The organism is Sulfuricurvum sp., from assembly GCF_028688295.1.
Lineage (GTDB): Bacteria > Campylobacterota > Campylobacteria > Campylobacterales > Sulfurimonadaceae > Sulfuricurvum.
This window is the reverse complement of sequence record NZ_JAQTYM010000035.1, coordinates 1-22,807: the sequence shown is the minus strand read 5'-3', so window position 1 is coordinate 22,807 and position 22,807 is coordinate 1. Positions and strand designations below refer to the sequence as shown.

General features: G+C 41.6%; 16 protein-coding genes and 2 pseudogenes. All 18 read left to right on the top strand.

Translation table 11 applies throughout. From position 1 onward, the window contains the following. Window positions 1-4,997: pseudogene (locus tag PHR02_RS08430) on the top strand (hypothetical protein); the annotation flags it as partial. 125 nt (window positions 4,998-5,122) lie between these two features. Next, window positions 5,123-7,330 carry a glycosyltransferase gene (locus tag PHR02_RS08425; protein ID WP_299991034.1) on the top strand — a complete coding sequence of 736 codons (2,208 nt, stop codon included), beginning with the start codon at window positions 5,123-5,125 and terminating at the stop codon, window positions 7,328-7,330. After that, window positions 7,327-8,697: a mannose-1-phosphate guanylyltransferase/mannose-6-phosphate isomerase gene (locus PHR02_RS08420; protein WP_299991032.1), complete on the top strand. Its 1,371-nt coding sequence runs from the start codon at window positions 7,327-7,329 to the stop codon at window positions 8,695-8,697. The genes PHR02_RS08425 and PHR02_RS08420 overlap by 4 nt, the downstream gene beginning before the upstream one ends. A 3-nt stretch (window positions 8,698-8,700) precedes the next feature. Then, complete coding sequence (locus PHR02_RS08415; RefSeq protein WP_299991031.1) at window positions 8,701-10,218, top strand: DUF1796 family putative cysteine peptidase; 1,518 nt, start codon at window positions 8,701-8,703, stop codon at window positions 10,216-10,218. Between the two features lie 110 nt (window positions 10,219-10,328). Beyond that, on the top strand, window positions 10,329-10,976 hold the full coding sequence (locus PHR02_RS08410) for a hypothetical protein (RefSeq protein ID WP_299991029.1): 648 nt from the start codon (window positions 10,329-10,331) through the stop codon (window positions 10,974-10,976). Window positions 10,977-10,986: 10 nt separating this feature from the next. Then, window positions 10,987-11,925, top strand: a complete 939-nt coding sequence (locus PHR02_RS08405) for a glycosyltransferase family 2 protein (RefSeq protein WP_299991027.1) — start codon at window positions 10,987-10,989, stop codon at window positions 11,923-11,925. Between the two features lies 1 nt (window position 11,926). Then, window positions 11,927-14,110: a glycosyltransferase gene (locus PHR02_RS08400; protein WP_299991025.1), complete on the top strand. Its 2,184-nt coding sequence runs from the start codon at window positions 11,927-11,929 to the stop codon at window positions 14,108-14,110. Between the two features lie 15 nt (window positions 14,111-14,125). Then, window positions 14,126-14,989: a sulfotransferase gene (locus PHR02_RS08395; protein ID WP_299991023.1), complete on the top strand. Its 864-nt coding sequence runs from the start codon at window positions 14,126-14,128 to the stop codon at window positions 14,987-14,989. A 159-nt stretch (window positions 14,990-15,148) separates the two neighbouring features. Continuing rightward, entirely contained in the window at window positions 15,149-15,922 is a 774-nt protein-coding gene (locus PHR02_RS08390) for a hypothetical protein (protein WP_299991021.1), read from the top strand. Window positions 15,923-15,991: 69 nt separating this feature from the next. Continuing rightward, window positions 15,992-16,924 carry a hypothetical protein gene (locus PHR02_RS08385; protein WP_299991020.1) on the top strand — a complete coding sequence of 311 codons (933 nt, stop codon included), beginning with the start codon at window positions 15,992-15,994 and terminating at the stop codon, window positions 16,922-16,924. Between the two features lie 8 nt (window positions 16,925-16,932). Then, window positions 16,933-17,718 carry a methyltransferase domain-containing protein gene (locus PHR02_RS08380; RefSeq protein ID WP_299991018.1) on the top strand — a complete coding sequence of 262 codons (786 nt, stop codon included), beginning with the start codon at window positions 16,933-16,935 and terminating at the stop codon, window positions 17,716-17,718. Window positions 17,719-17,731: 13 nt separating this feature from the next. Then, a complete protein-coding gene (gene galE / locus PHR02_RS08375; protein WP_299991016.1) occupies window positions 17,732-18,748 on the top strand; it encodes a UDP-glucose 4-epimerase GalE in 1,017 nt (338 codons plus the stop codon). After that, a pseudogene (locus PHR02_RS08370) lies at window positions 18,748-18,837 on the top strand (UTP--glucose-1-phosphate uridylyltransferase); the annotation flags it as partial. The gene galE and the pseudogene PHR02_RS08370, both read left to right, overlap by 1 nt. A gap of 222 nt (window positions 18,838-19,059) precedes the next feature. Beyond that, complete coding sequence (locus PHR02_RS08365; protein WP_299991015.1) at window positions 19,060-19,326, top strand: DUF4160 domain-containing protein; 267 nt, start codon at window positions 19,060-19,062, stop codon at window positions 19,324-19,326. Between the two features lie 9 nt (window positions 19,327-19,335). Continuing rightward, window positions 19,336-19,584, top strand: coding sequence for a DUF2442 domain-containing protein (locus PHR02_RS08360; protein WP_299991013.1), 249 nt, complete (start codon window positions 19,336-19,338; stop codon window positions 19,582-19,584). Window positions 19,585-19,705: 121 nt separating this feature from the next. Further along, entirely contained in the window at window positions 19,706-20,617 is a 912-nt protein-coding gene (cysD, locus tag PHR02_RS08355; protein ID WP_299991011.1) for a sulfate adenylyltransferase subunit CysD, read from the top strand. Further along, window positions 20,617-22,092 (top strand): sulfate adenylyltransferase subunit CysN, encoded by a 1,476-nt coding sequence (gene cysN / locus PHR02_RS08350; protein ID WP_299991009.1) that lies wholly within the window; start codon window positions 20,617-20,619, stop codon window positions 22,090-22,092. The genes cysD and cysN overlap by 1 nt, the downstream gene beginning before the upstream one ends. Before the next feature lie 23 nt (window positions 22,093-22,115). Next, window positions 22,116-22,807, top strand: a 692-nt coding sequence (locus tag PHR02_RS08345) for an SLC13 family permease (RefSeq protein WP_299991007.1), incomplete at its 3' end; no start/stop codon positions are given.

The window sequence follows — 22,807 nt, the reverse complement described above, 5'->3', positions numbered from 1 at the left end:
AGGGAAAAGACGGCGATGACATCCTGATCGGAAATGACAACGATAACTGGATTGCAGGAGGCAGCGGTAATGACACGATCTCCGGGGGTAATGGCAATGATGAGCTCGTGGGTGATGATGCCCTGATCGGTGGTAACGATGTTATCTACGGTGGATCAGGTGATGATTTTATTTACGGCGGAGACGGTAATGACACATTGTATGGCGGAACAGGAAACGATTGGATAGATGGAGACTACGGTAATGATACGATCTCCTTCGCCGATGCTTCCTCCTCCGTTACCATCAATCTAAATTACGGTGCTGCTGCGATAGGTGCTGAAACAGACTATTTTAGCAATATCGAAAATGTTATTGCCTCAGAGTATAATGATGTTATCGCAGGAGACAGCGGAAATAATACGATTGATGGAGCTGGCGGATACGACACTGTTGTGTTCAGCAATGCGGCATCGTATTACACTGTCTCTGAAAATATAGATGGTTCGATCACCGTCACAGGTGATGGAACGGATACCCTCGTCGGTATTGAGTTATTGCAGTTTTCCGACTCTACGATGAATTTTGGTAATGAATCTACATCACCCGAAATCATCTCCGCTGTGGTATCGGGTAATCAGGTGATTTTAACGTTTAGCGAAGCGATGACGTTGCAAAATCCTTATGGTGCGCATGTATTTAGCAGTGCGGGCGTTGAAATTGCTCTTCTAAATGCAGTAGGAGATGGTACTACCCAGTGGACGTTAACGATCAACGCTACCATCGCTACGACCGATTTCATTACCTTGACATCCGATGGGTCCATCGGGTACGGAGTCTCCGGATATTTATCATACGGAACCGCATTTATAGGAGGAACCGGCAGTAATACCATCAATTTGACGGGTGTTTGGAATTATCCACAGCCATATTCGGTTTTTGCCAATAACGGTGCCGATACAATAACCCTTGATGGCGGGGATAACGGAAGCTACGTCAACATCATTGAATCAATCGCAGCGATCGATGTTATCAAATTCGGAGACCAGTTCGTTGATGAAGATTTTAGTCTTATAAATGATGGCCCTGTTAGCATTGATGGTTTTGACGTTTCAGGAACGACGACAAACGATAAACTCAGCCTCATCGCCAACACCATTAAATCCGACACGATCGGCTACGTCGATGGTGCGCAAACACCCGTAGCATTAGTAGCATCACACAGTATCACTAGCGGTATCGTTACGTTTAAAGATGCGAGTGGCAACATCATTAATATCAATACTGTAGCAAAAGCCCAAGAGGTCTATGATTACCTACATCTTAATATTGCCGAAGCAGGTATGACTGTAGCGGCAGAGATCAATATTTACGGGCAAGCTCTCGTCGTCTTCCAAAAAGGTGCCGAGGGGACGAACAGCTTCGTCACGGCACTTTACGGTGTCTCTGGTGTAACATTGAGTACAACAACCTACGGACTCAACAAAGTCCAAATCATCGATCAAACCGGTCCTGAAGTGATGAACGTTATGACTACCACAGAGGGGATCCGGTTGGAATTTGGTGAAAATGTTCAAACGGCCAATTTCACCGGGGCACAACTCTATAAAAACGGTACTCTCGATATGGGTACATTCACCCAGAATATTACCGGGTCATCCGTAATTCTCTCTTCATCGACTACTACGCTTAGCGATACCGATTTTGTTGTATTGGATGCTTCTGCAGTCCATACCTTCACGGTTACGGATGGAGCAAGCAATGCCTGGACAGATACTGAAGCGTTCAAATTTGCTATCGGCGGTGCAGGAAACACTATCATCGACCTAGGGACACTCACCGGCGTTATGGAGGCAGATGGTGGTGCAGGTAACGATACCTTAACCGGAACTGCGAGTAATGAGTATCTCTACGGAGGAGAGGGGGACGATACCCTAAACGGGCTAGCCGGAGATGACGATCTCGAAGGAGGAGCCGGAGACGACACCATCTACGGTGGAGACGGCGATGACTGGATGAGCGGAGGCAGCGGAAACGACACCCTCGATGGCGGAAACTCTGTTCTAGGTAATGATATGGATGGTGGAAGCGGAGATGACACCTATGTAGTGAGAACGGTCGATGACAACTATTGGGAAAAAGATAACAACGGCACAGATAAAGTGATCAGTTATAAACAATCGACGTATTTAAATTACAACGTTGAAAATCTCGACATCATGTATACTTTAGGAAGTACAGCTTGGGGTAATAATCTCAATAACACTATTACAGGGAGTACAGGGGCAGATATCATTGATGGTGGGGAAGGAAATGATTTCATTCTTGGCGGAAATGGTAATGACACGATCTACGGCGGAAATGGCGATGACAATCTCGGCGGCGGTGCAGGAGATGACACTATTGATGGAGGAAACGGAGCAGATACGGTTAAATATCTGTTAGCCGGAAGTGGTGTTACCGTAGATCTTCGTATTACAACAGCCCAAAATACCGTTAACTCAGGTTACGACACCATCACAGGGATTGAAAATCTCACAGGAAGTTTATACGATGATACCCTCAATGGTGATGATAATGCTAATATCATCAATGGTAGCGATGGAAATGACTTCATCGGAGCCCAAGGAGGCAATGACATCATCTTCGGAGGCAACGGGGATGACAATATCGGCGGTGGTGCAGGAGATGACACTATCGATGGAGGAGCCGGTAACGATACACTCCGCTACACCAATGTTTCAGCGAACGGGCTCATAGTAGATCTTCGTATCACGACAGCTCAAAATACCGGACCATCTGGATACGATACTATCTCAGGGATAGAAAACCTCTCAGGAAGCTCGTTCAATGATACTTTCACAGGTGATGATAATGCCAACATCATTAACGGGCTAGCTGGAGATGACACTATTAGTGCCGGAGGTGGAAACGATACGGTATATGGTGGCGATGGAAACGACAGTATCGGTGGTGGTGCCGGAGATGACACTATCGATGGAGGAGTCGGTAACGATACACTTCGCTACACTAATGTTTCCGCGAATGGACTCGTAGTAGATCTTCGTATTACAACAGCCCAAAATACCGGACCATCTGGATACGACACTATCACAGGGATAGAAAACCTCTCAGGAAGCTCGTTCAATGATACTTTTACAGGTGATGATAATGCCAACGTTCTGACCGGAGGCAACGGTAACGATCTTCTTGATGGTCAGGGTGGAGATGATACAGCAGTATTTACCTATGCTTCGAGTCAATACACTATTGTATTAAACGATGGTGGAACCATTACCGTTACTGACCAAACCACATCGCGTGAAGGATCTGATACATTAAGTAATATTGAATATCTTAAATTTTCCGATACGATAATTGCTGCATCAAGTCTCATTACTCCAAATACTCCACCGACATCGACAAATGCATCCGTAACCACAAACGAAGACACCGCAACCGTATTCGCATTGAGTCACTTTAGCTTTAGCGATACCGATGTAGGTGATGCACTGACTAAAGTTCAAATAACCACTTTACCTACCGTAGGAACGCTTGCGTTAAACAGTGTCGCTGTTACCTTAAACCAAGAGATTCTCGCTTCGGCTATTAATGCAGGTCAATTCACCTTTACCCCTGCTGCTAACGCAAATGGAACGGCGTATGCCTCTTTCGGATTTAAAGTTTCTGATGGTACGGATTACTCGACAACTGCAAATACGGTAACGATCAATGTTACAGCGGTCCGTGATGATCTTGTTTTAACGGGTACGAGTGGAAATGATACACTAAACGGTGATCAGATTGATGTTGGAAGTTATGATACGATCTATGGTTTAGGTGGGGATGATATTATTAACGGCGGAGCCGGAAATGATACAGTTGATGGTGGTGATGGAAATGATGTCCTCAATGGAGGAGATGATATTGACACGGTTTCATATGAAAGCGCTACAAGCGGCGTGAATGTTAAATTGTGGAGTACAGCTGCACAGGCTACCGGTGGTTCAGGGACAGATACAATTGTCAATTTTGAGAATTTGACAGGAAGTTCGTATGACGATATTTTGTCAGGAGATGGAATAGCGAACATCCTAAATGGAGGAGCTGGTAACGATACCTTGAATGGAAATGCCGGTGCGGATACGATGATTGGAAGTTGGGGTAACGATACATATTACGTGGATAATACAGGAGATATTGTCAGTGAGACGACAGTAGTTGGTGGTGCGGTAGATACAGGAGGAAATGATTTGGTGATCAGCACCGTATCTTATACACTGAGCAATTACGTGGAAGCATTGCGGTTGAATAGTAGTAGTGCTATCAACGGTACAGGGAGTAGTCAGAATAACGTGATTTACGCGGGAAGCGGAGATAACGTGATGGATGGACAGGGTGGATATGACACGGTTTCATATGAAAGCGCTACAAGCGGCGTGAATGTTAAATTGTGGAGTACAGCTGCACAGGCTACCGGTGGTTCAGGGACAGATACAATTGTCAATTTTGAGAATTTGACAGGAAGTTCGTATGACGATATTTTGTCAGGAGATGGTAAAGCGAATATTCTTAATGGTGGTGTTGGTAATGACAATTTGATTGGAAATGATGGTTGGGATACTTTAAATGGTAGCTCCGGAAATGATATATTATATGGTGGAAATGGTAATGATACCCTGACAGGTGGAACTGGAATAGATAGTTTTGTCTTTAATAATGCTTTAAATACTTTATCAAATAAGGATACGATCACAGATTTTAGTATTAGTGAAGATATAATTAAACTTGAAAATTCAATCTTTATGTCACTAAGTGCAGTAGGGACTTTGAATGCATCGAACTTCGTCGCAAATGGTTCAGGTATTGCAATGGATGTTATCGATTATATTGTTTACAATACTTCTACAGGTGCACTTTCTTATGATGCAGACGGTTCTGGAGCCGGTGCTGCTATCCAATTCGCAACTCTCACGGGTATTCCTAACATAACTAATGTTGACTTTATTGTAATATGATAAAATGATCCCGCTGAAAATTCGGCGGAATCTTTATATGTAACTTAATACTGTAACTAATTATTGTTTTGCTGATTCAGTTACATTAAATAATATAGCAAAATAAAAATAGTTTAAAGAATGGAATGAAGATTTTTGTGTTGAAAAAACAATTTATATATTATCAAATATTAAGAAAAATGTTTGTGATAGCAAAACACGATTATAAAAATGGAGAATCATTTACAAGAATATATAGAAAATCACATGCAAGATACAAAAGAATTGGTTTCAATGGAATGTTACATAAATTGAATCAAGAGTATTTTTTTGTATCTACAAAAGAAAATCATATAAGTATAGATACTAAGGTTAAAATCCAATCAAATTTAGTTAATCACAGTGCTTTTCATTTGTTAGAAGAGGTAATCCTGCCTAACTTTAAACAGATTGATGTGAGTATTATAATACCGGTTTATAATAAAATTGAATACACATATACATGTGTAAAGTCAATAAGAGATAGCGTTAAAAATGTTTCGTATGAAATCATTGTAATGGATGATTGTTCGATAGAAAGAGATAGTGAACAGCTTAAAAGTAAACTTAAAAATCTAAAATTCGTCAGAAACCAAAAAAATATTGGATTTTTAAAAAATTGTAATTATGGAGCAAGCCTTGCAAATGGAAAATATATTCTCTTTTTAAATAATGATACTGAAGTTCAGAATTTATGGCTTGAAAGCCTTGTGGAATTGATTGAATCAAATCAGATGATAGGTATGGTTGGTTCTAAATTGGTTTATCCAGATGGTACTCTACAAGAAGCTGGGGGGATTATTTGGAACGATGCTAGCGGATGGAATTATGGGCGTGGTGATGACCCGGACAAGCCAGAGTACAATTATGTAAAAGAGGTTGATTACATTTCAGGGGCTGCAATTATGCTTCCTAAGAAACTGTGGGATGAGATCGGAGGGTTTGATGAACGTTTCGTTCCTGCTTATTATGAAGATACGGATTTAGCGTTTGAAGTTCGAAAACGGGGCTACAAAGTCGTTTATCAGCCAAAATCTGTTGTTGTCCATTTTGAGGGAATATCAAACGGTACGGATATTGGGAGCGGAATCAAGAAATATCAGGTGATTAATTATGAGAAATTTTTTGACAAGTGGAAAGATGTACTGCAAAAAGATCATTTTCCAAATGCTGAAAATGTATTTTTAGCAAGAGACCGCAGCCGTTACAAAAAAAGCGTTTTGTTCGTTGACCATTATCTTCCTCATTTCGATCAGGATGCAGGTTCGAAAGCTACATTCCAATATCTCAAGATGCTGACGAAACACGGGATGAACGTCAAGTTTATCGGGGACAATTTTTACAATTACCCCGAAAAACCATATTATCTCGAATCGTTGCAGCAAATGGGTATTGAGGTACTATGCGGAAACTGGTATTATAAAAACTGGCAAACATGGCTTGCCGAAAATTCTTATCGGTTTGATTATTTCATCCTCTCTCGTCCGCATATAGCAGTTAAGTATATCGATATTATTCGAGAAAACTCTAAAGGAGAGATCATATATTTTGGTCATGATCTCCACTTTCTTCGTGAGGAGAGAGAATACCAGATCAAAAAAAATCAAACCCTTTTGCACAGCAGCCAAAAGCGGAAAGAGGTTGAGCTTGATTTGATGAAAAAATCACATACCTCATACTATTTTTCCGATATCGAAGCGGATGAGATTAAAAAAATAGACGCATCCATCAGTGTAGACGTTGTCCCACTCTATATTTTTGACCAATTTAAAAACGTTCATTATGATGCTTCAGAGCGTCGTGACATTATGTTTGTAGGTGGATTCGTGCACTCACCAAACGTTGATGCTATGTGTTGGTTCGTATCTGAAGTTTGGGATAGTGTAATAGCAAATCTCGGAGATATTAAACTTTATATCATCGGTTCAAACCCACCTGATGAGATTTTAGAGATGGCAAATGAACGGATCATTGTCACAGGTTTTATCAGTGATGAAGAGCTAGAAGGGTATTTCTCACAATGTCGTATGATGGTTGCTCCTTTACGCTATGGCGCTGGAGTAAAAGGGAAAATCGTCCAAGCACTCTATGAAGGGATGCCTACCGTTACCACGACGATAGGTGCTGAGGGAATGTCTAACGCGACGGATTGTATGTCTGTACTAGATACGGCTGAAGATATGGCAATGGAGATCAATACCCTGTACCATGACAGTGAAAGATTGAACGCGTACTCAAAAAGAAGTATAAACTATTGTAAGCAATATTTTTCCGAAGAGTATGCAAAACAAAAGATGAACAGGCTTGGACTATGATAAATATTATCTTATGCGGAGGCAATGGAACTCGTTTGTGGCCGTTGAGTCGAACCCTGATGCCCAAACAGTTTGTCAAGCTATTTAAGGAAAAATCGCTTTTTCAGCTTTGTGTCGAGCGTAATAAAGAGTTGTGTGAGACCCAAATGATTGTCTCCAACGCGGAGCAGTATTTTTTGGCTATCGATCAACTGCATGAATCAGGGGTAAAAACAAGTAGCTATCTGCTCGAACCTATCGGGCGCAATACAGCTCCTGCAATCGCAATGGCATGTTTTGACATAGACGAAGAAAGCGTAGTGCTAGTTACACCATCGGATCATTTGATCCGCGATAAAGAAGCGTATGTACGTGCAGTAAAACGTGCATCAGAACTAGCACAAGAGGGATTTTTAGTCACATTCGGTATCGAGCCTGAGTATCCCGAAACGGGCTTTGGCTATATCGAATCGAAAGGAGAGGATGTCCTCGCTTTTCATGAAAAACCCGATTTGGAGACGGCAAAGCGTTATTATGAGGCTGGTAATTTTTACTGGAACAGCGGAATGTTCTGTTATAGGGCAGGAGTCTTTTTAGCACAACTGCGTCAGTATGCTCCAGAGATATACGAAACTTCATTAAGAGCATATGAAAATGCGAACAAAGAGGGGATGATACGAATCACTCATGATGATATGGCGATGATCCCTGAAGAGAGTATCGACTATGCTGTTATGGAAAAAAGTCAAAAAGTACGTGTTGTTGCGGCTAATATTGGTTGGAGTGATCTAGGGAGTTTTGATGCTCTTGATCAACATATGCCAAAAGATGATGAAGGTAATACCCAATGCGATCATCTGTATGCAGTTGACGCAAAAAATAACTTCATTTATACACAAGGGCGGGCAATCGCACTAACGGATGTCGAAGATCTTATTATTGTTGATACGGCGGATGCACTCTTGATTGCAAAAAAAGGGAACTCACAAAAAGTAAAAGAGGTCGTTGCCAAACTAAAGAGCGGGGAGAGTGATCTACATCACATCCATCTTACAGCTCATCGTCCTTGGGGGACTTATACGATCCTCGAAGAACAAAGAGGTTTCAAGATCAAACGGATTGTGGTCAACCCCGGCAAACGTTTGAGCCTCCAAAAACATTTTCATCGCAATGAACACTGGATCGTGGTGAGCGGAACAGCACTAGTGCGTATTGGGGATGATGAGAAACTGATCTGTGCAAATGAATCGACCTATATTCCAATGGGGATGAACCATCGTCTCGAAAATCCGGGGAAAATACCGCTTGTGCTGATCGAAGCTCAAGTAGGGGAATATACTGGAGAAGATGATATAGTACGCGTAGAAGATGATTATAAAAGAGAATAGTTGATGAAAAAAACGATCGTGTGCCTCTTAGGATTGCCCCGTTCTGGAACGACAATGACTGCAGCTGTATTGGATGTACATCCAAGTTGTAATGTGTGGTTTGAACCTTGGAATACGAGAAGAGAGACTAAACCGGAACCATTAAAAAGCATATCCGAGTTTGTTGACCAATATTACAATATTTTCGGATTAGATGTTCGTGACTTATCTCACTTGGTATTAAAAGAAACAACCAGCGATCATTACTGTATAGAATGGATTTCGAAGTGTGTAGAAAATATGAAGCAAGTGGATGATGTGGAGGTACGTATCATATGGATTGTTCGTGAATTAAATCATGCGTATTTGTCGCGAATCGACGGTGCACGTAAATGGTGGGGTCATCACGATTTGAAAGTCGGTAAAGAATCGTATCAACATTATATTGATTTTGCTTACACGGGGATTAGACAGATTGAAGAATTTGTTTCACGATATTCAGATAAAACGCTGCTTCTGTCGTACGAGGCATTTTTGCAGAATTTCGAAAGGACACTTTCGGAAATTATGGTATTTTTGGATATGCAGGTTGATGATAGACAAAAAGAGTATCACAAACATTTCAAAAAATCCAAAGCAGCTGGGGATCAGGGTGTTGTACAAAATCCGGAAGCGCCTACTTACGCAAAAGTTTTAAAACAAGCCGAAAAATGGAAGAAACATAGTCATTTGATTTCAGAAATCACGTGGGATGGCTTTCAGAAAATGCAGTCTATTGAACGATTTGTACATAATGTTCAGGAAAAAACTACTGAATACTATACGGAGTATATGCGCTTGCATGGGAGTCCCGTACAAAAATACTCTAAACGGTTCAAGCATATTGTTTCATTGGGTAATAATTGTATTCCAAGGACCATACCGACGCGCAAAGGGTTCAAAAAAACAAAAAACGAAGGTGAACTTACACTTCCTTTTGATTTGTCTGTAACTCCTTATATGGCAGTATGTGAGTTGATTGAAACTGATTTTCGAGATTTTCTTAATGTTGACTATCTCGCTGTTAACGAACATAATAAAATTGTACACACTAAGTACCATATCGTTTTTAATCATGAATCTGATCCTAATGAGATTGCTAGGTATGTTGCAGACAATTTTGCATTGTTAAAAGAAAAATATGAAAAAAGAGTTGTAAACTTTTATCAATATCTGAAGGATTCTGACATCCTTTTTATATGTACGTATGCGAGAGTTGTCTATCCCATTGAATTATGTTCCATTTTGAGAAGAAAATTTCCAGAACTTAACTTTAAACTGCTTTCTCTCTTTTTCTTTGAGCCGGAGGCTTATCAGATTGAATACTTCTATCCGCAGAAGCTAAGCAGCGATTTTATTGATCATCATGCAATTCCATATCCCTATAAGGGGTATGAGTGGTACAAGCCTGAACATTTTGAATCTGAAGCCGGAAAGTCTTTTGAGGAGAAAATTGCACAGATATTGTCTGCATATATTCCGTTTGAACAGAAGCCTCTTTAAATATTTGATTAATATTTAACTGTGAATCTGTGATAAATGTAAGGATGTTTTGTTAGAATGGCATATTTTGTGCCTTTAAAGTAAAAGTAAAATGAATAAGGAGATGTATTATGAAAGCCAATGAAGTAGTGGAAAAAACAGCAGAATTCGAAAAACGTGTTTCTGACTTGATTGAACAGGTTGAAAATAAACCTGAAAATTGGCATATAGTATTGATAGAACGAATTATCAAACAGGAAATAATGTTAGAACGCTGTCAGAATTTATTGGTTAAATACAATGATGTCGAGAAAATGAACAGTCTTATCATCGACAATGGTTACCTAGAAGCACCTACTTTTCTGCGTGATCGGGTTGAAGTTCGTGCCATTAATACTCTGTGGCAGGATCAAGGTTTTTACGATGCGGAGGAGGCTGAATCGGGGCTTCTTTTTCGATGGACGAAACAGGATTTTTATGTTGAGGTTCCAGTAAAAAGAAGTGAAGAGAAGAAAGTTTCATTGCATTTGATTGCAGCTATTAAACCAGAAGTAATTGAAAAAGTTACCTGTTATGCCAATGGTGAAGAAGTGCATTTGGAACGTATTCAAACAGACAAAAATTACGTTTACGAAGGAGTGCTACCTGCTGACATGTACGTTCATCTGACACGTCTTTCGTTCCATACTCAGACGGCATTTGCGCCCAAAGAGGTTAATCCAGATGCGACTGATACACGTCTTCTTGCCGTAGCCTTTTTAAAACTTGTTGTTGAATAAGGGATATGTGATGAAGAGAATATCTGCAGTCATTTGTACTTACAACCGTTATGATGTACTTGAAAAAGCGATAAAAAGTCTTGAGCAACAAACGCTTCTTCCATCGGATTTTGAAATATTGGTAATTGATAATTCACCTGATTTTGTACGTTCCGAAGAAGTTGGGAAAACTTACACACATATTTCAAATCTTAAGTATGTTATTGAAAAAACGCCTGGGCTTTCCAACGCGAGAAACGTTGCGACTAATCTTGCTCAGAGCCCTTTTGTAGCATTTTTGGACGATGATGCTATTGCTATCCCTGAATGGTTGGAAAAAATTCTTGTAGCAGTGGAACAATTTGGTGAAGATGTGGACGTTATCGGTGGCCGTATAGATCCGATTTGGGCAAAGCCCCGGCCTTCATGGCTGGGCGATGAACTACTTGGAAATGTATCGGTAGTTAATTGGGGCGGCGAGTGCCGGATAGCTAGCTCTGAAGAATGGTTTGCCGGTGCTAATATCACATTCCGTGTTGTCGCACTCAAAGAAAATGGAGGGTTCGCAGTGAACCTTGGGCGAAAAGGGAGCGGTGCGACGCTGCTGAGTAATGAAGAAAGCGATCTCATAGAAAAAATACGTGCTAGCGGTAAAAAACTTGTTTATCAGCCTGAAGCGCGAGTTGATCACTTAGTGGAAGAAAAACGGCTAGAACAAAGCTGGTTTCGACGTCGCGCAGCATGGCAAGCTACGTCGGATTTTTTGATGAAACCCGAGGAACAGGTAAAATACCTCAAATCAGATTGGGAGAACCTGATCGCTTACGTCAACAATATGGAACCGCAAAATAGAAATATTCGAGCTTTGCAAGTGGAAACAGATAACCCGGGAGTATTTCGGTGGCAACTTTCGGCGATTTATACAATTACGAGACTGGCATTGGCAGGATTCGACGGGCTGGAGGAATAATATGATTGATGGCTTGAAACTCAATGGAGCTGAAATCCTTGTCGTATCGCCAACTCCTACATGGCCTTTGGATTATGGCAACAGAAAAAGGATTTTTTCCGTTTGCAATGCGCTGAAAAAACGAGGGGCGGTTATCCATTTTCTCCATTATCCTTCGGAAGGGGAGTGGCGTGGTCACTATCCAAAACAAGCTGAACGTATGATGATGGAACAGTGGAATTATTACTACAAAGCGGCGCCTTCAAGACCATTGCATACATCGCCGGAAAATGATGACCATCGGATCGACGAATGGTGGGATAATGCCCTTGAAAAAGAGATAAAATGGTTGTGTTCAGTAAATAATTTCGACGCAATTATCGTCAACTATACATGGCTTTCCAAAGCGCTTGATTTTGTACCAACAAAGTGTCTGAAAGTGCTTGACACCCATGATCGTTTCAGTAATCGCGGCGATTTACTTGAAACGCACGGGATCAAAAAAGAGTTTTTTCATACGACTCAGGCAGAAGAGTCGAAAGCATTCGCTCGTGCTGATGTAGTATGGGCGATTAAACATGAAGAAGAAGAATTTTTCCGTTCATTGGCGCTGCAATATGGCAATCTAAAGACGGTTTTCAAAACGCTTTTACATGTCGAAGATAAGCCTGGCTTCCATTTTCAGTGTCCTAACAAGGCGAATGGCTATCTCACTGTCGGAATGGTCGGTGCCCGGAATAACATTAATGTTGTCAATACGAAGGATTTCCTTAAAACGGCGCTTCCGATTTTTGAAAAATACATGACACCAGTAAAAATTATTTTGGCTGGGACTATGTGTAAAGATCTACAGGATTTTAATCACCCTTTTGTCGAAAAAATCGGGCGCGTGGAAGAACTTGACGATTTTTATACTCAACTCGATATTGCGCTTGTTCCTATGACGTTTAGTACGGGTTTGAAAATTAAGGTGGGAGAAGCCCTTGCTTATGGGGTGCCTCTCATCGCACATAAACATGCATACGAAGGTTATCCGATTTTCCATGACTGGCAGGCGATGGAGAGTCTTGAAGAGATTGCAATGGCGATTGTTCATGCCGCTTATGATCCTGCTATAATCGAAGAACTGCGTAAGGCTACCGTGGATGCACAGTCGGCTTTGCAATCGGAAGTGATCGATACGATTGACCATTTTTGCGCTACTTTGAAAGGGCATCGTAAAACCGCAGTGGTCGTACTACCTGAATATTGCTATCTGCAAAATTCTCTTTACCGGCTACAAGCGGAAAACGTCATCAACAACCTGAACTGGGAATATCGAACAGTAGTTTATTATCCCTATAAAATGACTCCTGGGGTACAGGCATATCTCGAAGAGAAAAATGACTGGTTGTTTGTCACTTGTCAAGAAACTGTGACAGTCCCAAGTCAAATATGGGACCGAGTCACGCTTGAGGAAATCGGAAAGATTTGGGGGTTCGAAATACTTTGGAACCTCTCTGAACTGACATTTAACAAAGAGATATTTGGGCACAAATACTGGTATTTTGACGATCGTTGTCTCAAACAGGCAGACCTTGGTAATAGCTATGAAGGTATCGATGTTCTGGTGCAATCAATAATGCAAAGAACGTTTTCTAGCAACGGTGCTTTGAACTGGCATGTTGGTCCGTTACCTGGGATTGTTAGTGATCTTAAAAATGGATTATGGCAAAATAAACCTGTCGAAGAATGCGATACCTTGTATGTTATGCTAAGTGGGACAAAAAAACAAATTCGGTTTTGGTACGAATTTTTGATGCAATTGTTTGCGAAACAGTATAATTTTATGTGGCTTATCGATTCGAATGAAATCGATTGGTATATTGAAAGCCGTGTCAATATTCAACAGGTTGCAAAGGATTATATGGAACTCAAAAAGCCCGCGAGAGCTGCGCTTATCATAAATCTTGAAGAATCAGATCGTATCGCGACTGCGGCCTGGGTACTTTTCGTATGCGGTAGAAAGGTGTTTAACATTAAGGAATTTATTGATGGCGACGGTCTGATGCGCCTCTCATCGGTGAATGACAGATTGGCTAATATACTTGAATCATTAGATACACAGGAACTTACAACGCGTTTTGAACACCATACATCCCACATGATTGAGATTAGCGAATTACTAAATAAACTGAAACATCAGACGATAAACTTGAAATTTTAAAGGAATGGAGCAGGAATGAAATTTCCCGATTTTTATGGCATAGGAGTACAAAAAGCCGGTACGACATGGCTGCATGCTCAGTTGAGCAAACATCCTAGTGTCTTTATGCCCCCTCTCAAAGAGATTCAGTACTTCAACCATTTATATCTCCCGGACCACCGAACATGGACCGATGAACACCGGCTTTCGAGGATCAAAAAAATGATTGCTCACCGGCTCGAACAGCACAAAGTTGATTACGCTTCCGTAGAATACCTTGCCAAATGCGGCAAAAACGAACTCAACGATATCTGGTATGCCAATTTCTTCTCGCCTTCGAAACCGGGACAGATAGCTGGTGAGATTACGCCGGAGTATTCGCTTCTACCCGAAGTCGGGATCGAACACATGGTACGGCTCAACCCAGATGCGAAGTTTATCCTTCTGCTTCGTCATCCGGTCGACAGGGACTTTTCACATGCGAAAATGATCCTCGACCACCGTGGGCAGGTTGAAAAAGTCGATTTTGACGCCAATGACGAAATTGAAAAACAGATTCTTGACATCCTTGATTTTAAAGGGGTATATGAGCGCTCAGACTATAAAGGAATCATCGAACAGTGGCGGAATACAATCCCAAATCCTGATAACTTTATGATAGATTTTTACGACAACGTCAAGCACTATCCCAAAGCCCTGCTCGAAAAAGTGTGCGGGTTTTTGGAAATAGAGTACGACGAAGTGCATTTCAAGAACCTCGAAGAAGTAGTCTTTGAAGGGCGTAAAATGAAGATCACCGCTGCGATCAGGGAGAAACTTCTTGCCCGCCATCTTGAGACGATCCGCTATATCAATGCAGAATTCGGTGAAAAGTACGGAATCTCTTGGTACGAAGCCTGATGAAAGGGCAAAAGTATGGGTGCCGCTGAAGAGAGAAACCAGGATTACAAATTTCTTAAAGGGAACGGAAAGCGTAATGAACTTTTGATCTCTTTTTCTGCGTTCCAGGAAAAAGATCAGCTCACGTTTCACTTCTTCAATTACATGCACAAAAAATACATGGATGGCTACCATGTTCTTCTGCTTGCCGATACGAAAAACCTTTGGTATCTCAACGGTGTTCAGTCACTCGGGAGTATTGACTCGACCCTCGATTACATTCGGGAACTTATCCGTGAAAACGGCATTGAGCGGGTCTATACGCTAGGGGGTTCTATGGGGGGATTTGCTTCGGTGCTTTACGGCTCGATCCTACAAGTCGACCGGATTTTCGGGACAGGTGTAGACCGAGTCATTAACGCTCCAGGAAGCTACAGTGGCTCCATGGGTACGGCGAAAGTGATTGCGGAAACAACCGACCCAATCTACTGGAATCTTGAGCCTTACGTTGCTGCCAATACACAGGGGAAATACCACCTGATCCTAGGCGGACTAGCGCCGGTAGACAGTATTTCTGTAAAACCTTTGGCATTGAATCCCCATGTTACGGTATATACGCTTCCGACGTGTGGGCACCGCATACCTGTTTGCCTTACCGAGATGGAGTGTTTCGACACAGTTTACGACGCCTTTTTGAACGGGGAAGATCTTCAGGGACTGGGGGGGCTCGTCGAAGGGATCATTCATCCGAAGGAGGTGCTTGAAACGTGGTATGCGCAGGTCTACGGATTACAGCCGTACGTTCCCGAGACTTATCTGAATCTTGTAAAGAAATATCCAGATTCAGGGTTTGCCAACCATTTAGCTGCAAGGGCATGTCAATATCAGGGAAATGAGGAAGCATCCGCTTTGTATCTAACCAAGGCGATGGCATGTACGTATCCCTTTGAATGAATACATTTTTTTATATCTGTCAGCGGGACTTGTCCAAACAATGATACCTGTGGTATCCAGGAGTTAGATATGATTATTGAAAGAAAAGATTTTCTATTTTTAGAAGGAAGTCGAGAGAATAGTGATCTTTTAATTTCGTTCGCGCCTTTCGACAAGGATAATATTCCTCGATTCGATTTATTTCGCTACTTAGAGGTGAAAAACCGACAGGATAAGGTTCATGTACTGTATTTGGCAGACGTTGATAATCTTTGGTATTTGAAGGGTGTTAAAGGAATTGGAAATACGTTGGAGGAAACCCTGCAGTATATAAGAATACTTATAAAACGGCATAATATTCTTCATATCATGACCCTTGGGAGCTCGATGGGTGGTTATGGTGCGGCTTTATATGCTATTTTGCTTAAAGCACAACATGCATTAATTTCCGGCATCGATATTCAAATTGGCATAGTCGGCAGCAACAGCGCAAAATTGGGGAATTCTGAGATGTTTGAACGCTATACCGATAAATTATATTGGGATTTATATAGATTGATGTCAGGCCATACACATACGAAATTTTGTGTTTTGGTCGGTTCGTTAGCTCCAATGGATAATGTATTCGCAAATAGGATCGCTTCGCTTCATGGGGTTGAAATTTACACTTGCCCAGAATGCGGGCATATCATCCCTTCTTGCTTATCTGAAAAAAAACTTTTAGTTGATATTTATGATGAATATATTGACACTAAAATGCTTGCAGGGTATGAAGAATATGGATTTTACAATGGGATTGTTATGCCTGAAGAGCTTTTAGAGACATGGTATACGCAATTATTTATAGAAAAACGGTTTGTTCCTGAAGTATTCATTACTTTAGCCGAAAAATTTCCTAAATCAGGATTCGCAAACTATATGGCAGCTCAAGCTTGCCATCGAATACTTCGTCTTGATAAAGAAATACAGTACAGAAAACAGGCACTATTATGCAACCCACCTTTTGAAAATCCTGTAGTATAAAGTATGCCATGATGAAATATGACAAAGAATTTTATGAACGACAGAAAACCGGGAGTAAGACCTCTGCATCGGTTGTGTTGAAGTATTTGTTTGAGTTGTTCTGTCCAGCTAGCGTGGTTGATGTGGGATGTGGTACCGGCGTATGGCTGGAAACAGCGAGAACATTCGGTGTGTCCGACATACTGGGTATCGACGGGGAATATGTCATCGATGGTGCTTTGATGATTGACCAGCACAATTTTTATCCTGTGGACCTGGAAACCGCCTTTCATCTCGAACGGACATTTGATATGGCGATGTCGTTAGAAGTGGCAGAACATTTAAGTCACGAACGTGCTGAAGGGTTTATTGCTGACCTCTGTGCTCTTTCAGACGTAGTGTTATTTTCGGCTGCACTCCCATATCAAGGTGGTGCGGGTCATGTTAATGAAAACTGGCTCGAATACTGGGCCGAAAAGTTTGCGGTTTTCGGATTTATTCCGCTTGATTTTCTTCGCCACGCATTGTGGAATAACTCAGAAGTCGAATGGTGGTATCGGCAAAATTTGCTACTTTATGTCCGTGAGACGAGTGCTGAAAAACTGTTCCCTGGAATACCTCCCGCCGATCCGCACCGTCTGAGCATGGTTCACCCTGAATTTTTTCTTTGGTCGTTGCAACGCTCTGGCGATGAACGGGTCGTGCGGACGTTTGCCCAGGATCGATATTATTACAGGTTCGTCACAGCGGAAGACAAAAACAATATGGTCGCCAGAATACCTGGTTATGGACAGGAGTTCGGTGATGCAAAATAAGGAGAATGAACCTATGCATATCTTAGTAACCGGCGGTGCTGGATATATAGGGAGCCATGTCGTTCGACAACTTTCCCAAATGCAAGACATAAAGATTACTGTAATTGATAATCTATGCGGAGGCTATTTTGATAGCATCAGTGAACTAAAGCTGTTGTTTCAATCGGATAGATTTGAGTTTCTCAATGTAGATTTAAACGATTTTGGACGAGTAGAAGAGTTGTTTAAGGATTCTAAATTTGATGGCGTTATTCATTTTGCTGCGCATTTGCAAGTGGGTGAATCCGTTCTTAATCCATTGAAATACTACATGAACAATACAGTCAATACTACACATTTGATTCACATGTGTCAAAAATACGAAGTTAATAAATTTATCTTTAGTTCTACCGCAGCAGTATACGGTGAGCCTTCGAAGATGCCAATACGAGAAACCACACCTACTGCTCCTATTAATCCTTATGGCATGAGCAAGCTCATGAGTGAACTGGTGCTTCAAGATGCAGCACGTGCAAATCAAGATTTTAAATACGTGATACTTCGCTATTTTAACGTAGCGGGTGCGAGCATGGATAATTCTATCGGTGAATGTCATATTCATGAAACTCATCTGATTCCTCTAATCGTTCATGCAGCTATCGGCAAGCGTGAAAAGATCATGATGTTTGGAGCTGACTATCCGACTCCGGATGGTAGTTGTATTCGTGACTATGTACATGTTGAGGATTTAGCATCTGCACATATCCAAGCATGGCACTATTTGAATGAGGGGCATGAAAGTGACGTGTTTAACTGTGGATATGGTCATGGATATAGCGTCAAAGAGGTCATAGATATGGTCAAACGGGTAAGCGGTGTCAATTTCAAAGTAGAAATCGCTCTCCGTCGTGAAGGTGATCCTGCAGAACTTATTGCTGACAATCTAAAAATTAAAAATATTATGGGCTGGAAACCAAAATACGATGATTTGGAACTGATATGTAAAAATGCATTGAATTGGGAACAAAAAATGACGAAGAAAGGTACATAATGAGAAAAAGATCACCGATTAAAGTATGTTTATTTCCAGCTGCAGGATATGGCACACGTTTTTTACCCGCTACCAAAGCAATGCCTAAGAACATCAGGGTCAGAGTTTTACTTTTAACTAATTTTTCGTTACGATAAACAAAAATGGGGCTGAAATGCCTCGCAAACCAAGAATAGAAAAAATTGGATTTTACCATATCATCAATCGATAAAATGTCTCTCTATTTAACATACTGTTAAATTATATTTAAATAAATATCTCTTATATGCATTTGGCTATAATAATATCAATGTAATTATTAAGGATTTTGGATGCCAACTATCAGCATGTTTTATGGGATAATCATAAGAATGTATTGCTCTCCAAATGAGCATAATCCGCCTCATATCCATGCCTACTATAATGAATATACTGCAATCTTAGACTTAAATAGTTGTGAATTAAGCGATGGCAAATTACCAAACAAACAAAAAAAGCTTGCTGAAGCTTGGGCGGAATTGCATAAAGATGAGTTGATAGCAGATTGGAATTTAGCTCAAAACGGTGAATTGCCATTTTCTATTGAGCCATTAAAATAAGGAAAAACCATGTACTTAGCAATTAAATCAGTTGAACCACAAAATGATTATAAACTTCTTTTGACTTTTGAAAATAGTGAAAAGAGAGTTTTTGATGTATCTGAGTATCTGCATATCGGTAAATTTGCAGAATTAAAAGATAAGTCTATTTTTAATAGTGTAAAGGTAAGTTTTGATTCTATAGAATGGTCAAATCATTTGGATTTAGACCCTGAAATACTTTATGAAAAATCAATAAGAGTTAATCAACAAGGCTAAAAAAGATTATTTAAAAGAAGAGATTGGGATTTTAAAAGAGGAGTATAGCCTTACGTCAAAACATAGACAAAGTAATCTTTCGTTAGAATCTATTCTGTACAACATACAAAGAGAGATTTTAATGTTAAACGAGCAACGCCTTACCCACCTCAAGCAACTCGAAGCTGAGTCAATTCATATCTTGCGTGAAGTAGTTGCGGAGTTTGAAAACCCTGCCATGCTTTACAGTATCGGAAAAGATAGCTCTGTAATGCTCCATCTGGCACAAAAGGCGTTTTATCCTGCACCGCCGCCATTTCCTCTCGTTCATGTCGATACCATGTGGAAATTTCGTGAAATGATCGAGTTTCGTGACCGACGAGCACAAGAAGTGGGGATGGATCTGATCGTTTATGTAAATCCCAAAGGTGCTGAGATGAACATTAGCCCTTTCGAACACGGTTCGGCACTCCATACCGACATCATGAAGACCGAAGGGCTCAAGCAGATGCTCGATATCTACAAGTTTGATGCCGTATTCGGTGGAGCGCGGCGTGATGAAGAGAAAAGTCGGGCAAAAGAGCGGATATATTCATTCCGTGACAAGAATCACCGATGGGACCCGAAAAACCAGCGTCCTGAGCTGTGGAATGTTTATAACGGACGCCATCAGAAGGGTGAAAGTATTCGTGTGTTCCCACTCTCCAACTGGACGGAACTCGATATCTGGCAATACATCTACCTGGAGCAAATCCCGATTCCCTCTCTCTATTTTGCTGCGGAGCGCGATGTGGTCGAGATGGGGGGGACGCTTATCATGGTAGATGATGATCGGATGCCAGAAGAGCTTCGCAAAACAGCAAAAAAAGAGCTGGTCCGTTTTCGTACGCTAGGGTGCTATCCGCTTACCGGTGCCGTAGAGTCTGAAGCGACGACTTTGCCGCAGATTATCCAAGAGATGCTGCTTACAACAACCTCTGAACGACAGGGACGGCTTATCGACAGCGATTCTTCCGGATCGATGGAAAAGAAAAAAATCGAGGGGTATTTTTAATGGCGCATCAAGGTGATCTTATAGCAAGCGATATTGAGGCGTATCTCAAGATGCATGAAAACAAAGGGTTGATGCGTCTTATCACCTGCGGCAGTGTTGATGATGGGAAAAGTACCCTCATCGGACGTTTGCTGTATGATTCGAAAATGATTTTCGAAGATCAGCTCTCAGCCATCGAAAAAGATTCTAAAAAAGTGGGGACACAAGGGGGCGAACTCGATTTGGCTCTCCTCGTTGATGGATTGCAAAGTGAACGGGAACAGGGGATCACGATCGATGTCGCGTACCGCTTTTTCTCAACCGACAAACGTAAATTTATCATCGCCGACACTCCGGGTCATGAGCAGTACACCCGCAACATGGCGACTGGGGCATCGACGGCCGATTTGGCAATAATTTTGATCGATGCCCGTCAGGGAGTGCTGACGCAGACACGTCGCCATTCGTATATTGTTACATTGCTGGGGATCCGTAATCTCGTCGTCGCCATCAATAAAATGGATCTGGTCGATTTTTCGCAGGAGCGGTTTGAGCAGATTAAAGCCGAATATTTGGCATTGGTTCCTCAGCTCCCTAACCATAAAGCACTTCAGATTGAATTTATCCCGATGTCGGCTCTTAATGGCGATAACGTTGTCTCCAAAAGTGAAAAAGCACCGTGGTATACCGCTCAGCCGTTGATGGAAATGCTAGATTCGATCAATCTGAATGCTACCCAAGATCCTCAACACACCTCATTGCGTTTTCCTATCCAATATGTCAGTCGACCACATCTTAATTTCCGTGGATTTGCCGGGACGATTGCAAGTGGATCGATGAAAGTGGGGGATGCAATCACTGTTCTCCCATCACGCAAAACGAGCCGCATAAAGAGCATTGTTACCCCTGATATCAAGGACCTTTGTCCGAAAAATTTTGATGAAACGGTGGAAAGTACTCAGGAAGCGTTTGCTCCGATGGCCGTGACGATCACCCTCGAAGATGAGATCGATATCAGCCGTGGCGATATGATAGTCCACTCAGATGCCGTTCCTGAGGTTGCAGATCGATTTGATGTCATGGTGGTATGGATGAGTGAGACTCCGATGAATATCGGGACCAGCTATATCATCAAACGCTCTACGTCAGTTATGAATGGAGTATTTGGCTCCATCGAATACAAAAAAGAGGTCAATACGTTTGATGAACTTCCGACGCAAAAGCTAGAACTCAATGACATCGCGAAATGTACGCTGAATATCGATCGCCCCATCGCGTGTGATGCGTACATCGACAATAAAATGACGGGAAGTTTTATTATCATCGACCGTTATACCAATGCAACGCTCGGAGCGGGTATGATTGTCTCCTCACATCTCGGGGGTGATTCTAAGCAAAGTACTTTACGCACCTATACGGAAGCTGAAATGGCCCTCAATGTTTATATTCGTACTCATTTCCCGGAGTGGCAATGTCTCGATATCAGCGGGCACTGAGCCCGGTAGGGTTGTAAGTCGATATGGAAAAAGAATTTATTCTCGTCTCATTTCTCGTTTTTTTGATCTTATTGATGAGCAACCGTTTTAAGCCGGTGGTTTTATTTTCCGGACTACTGGTGATTTATTATCTTGGCGGTTTTTTGCCAACGGACCGTTTTTTGGGAAATTTTGCTAATGAGTCGGTGATTACTCTGGTCCTCTTGCTCTTGATTTCTATCGGATTAGAAAAAGTTCATTTGATCGCTCAGATCGCACCAATGGTGAGTAAAAATACGACGGAACGTTTCGCACTTCTCAAACTTTCGGCGATTGCCACACTCTCTTCCGCTTTTTTAAACAATACGGCAGTGGTGGCGATGCTGATGGGGAGCTTGAAAAAACAGAAAAATATTTTACCCTCCAAATTGCTGATTCCTCTGTCATATTTTGCGATAGTGGGAGGGACGATCACGCTGGTCGGTACGTCGACTAACCTGATCGTTAACAGTTTCGTCGTTGATGCAGGACTGGGAAGCTTGAAAATGTTTGATTTTTTTGCTGTTGGCTCGGTGATTGCGATAGCTGTTACGGCAGTTGTGGTTATTCTAGCACCTATGGTTCTCCCTGATGTAGCAAATGAGAATGAATCGCGTGCCGAGTATTTTTTAGAAGCAAGAGTCAGTGAAAATTCTCCAATGCAGGGAAAAACGATTTACGAAAACGGTCTGCGTAA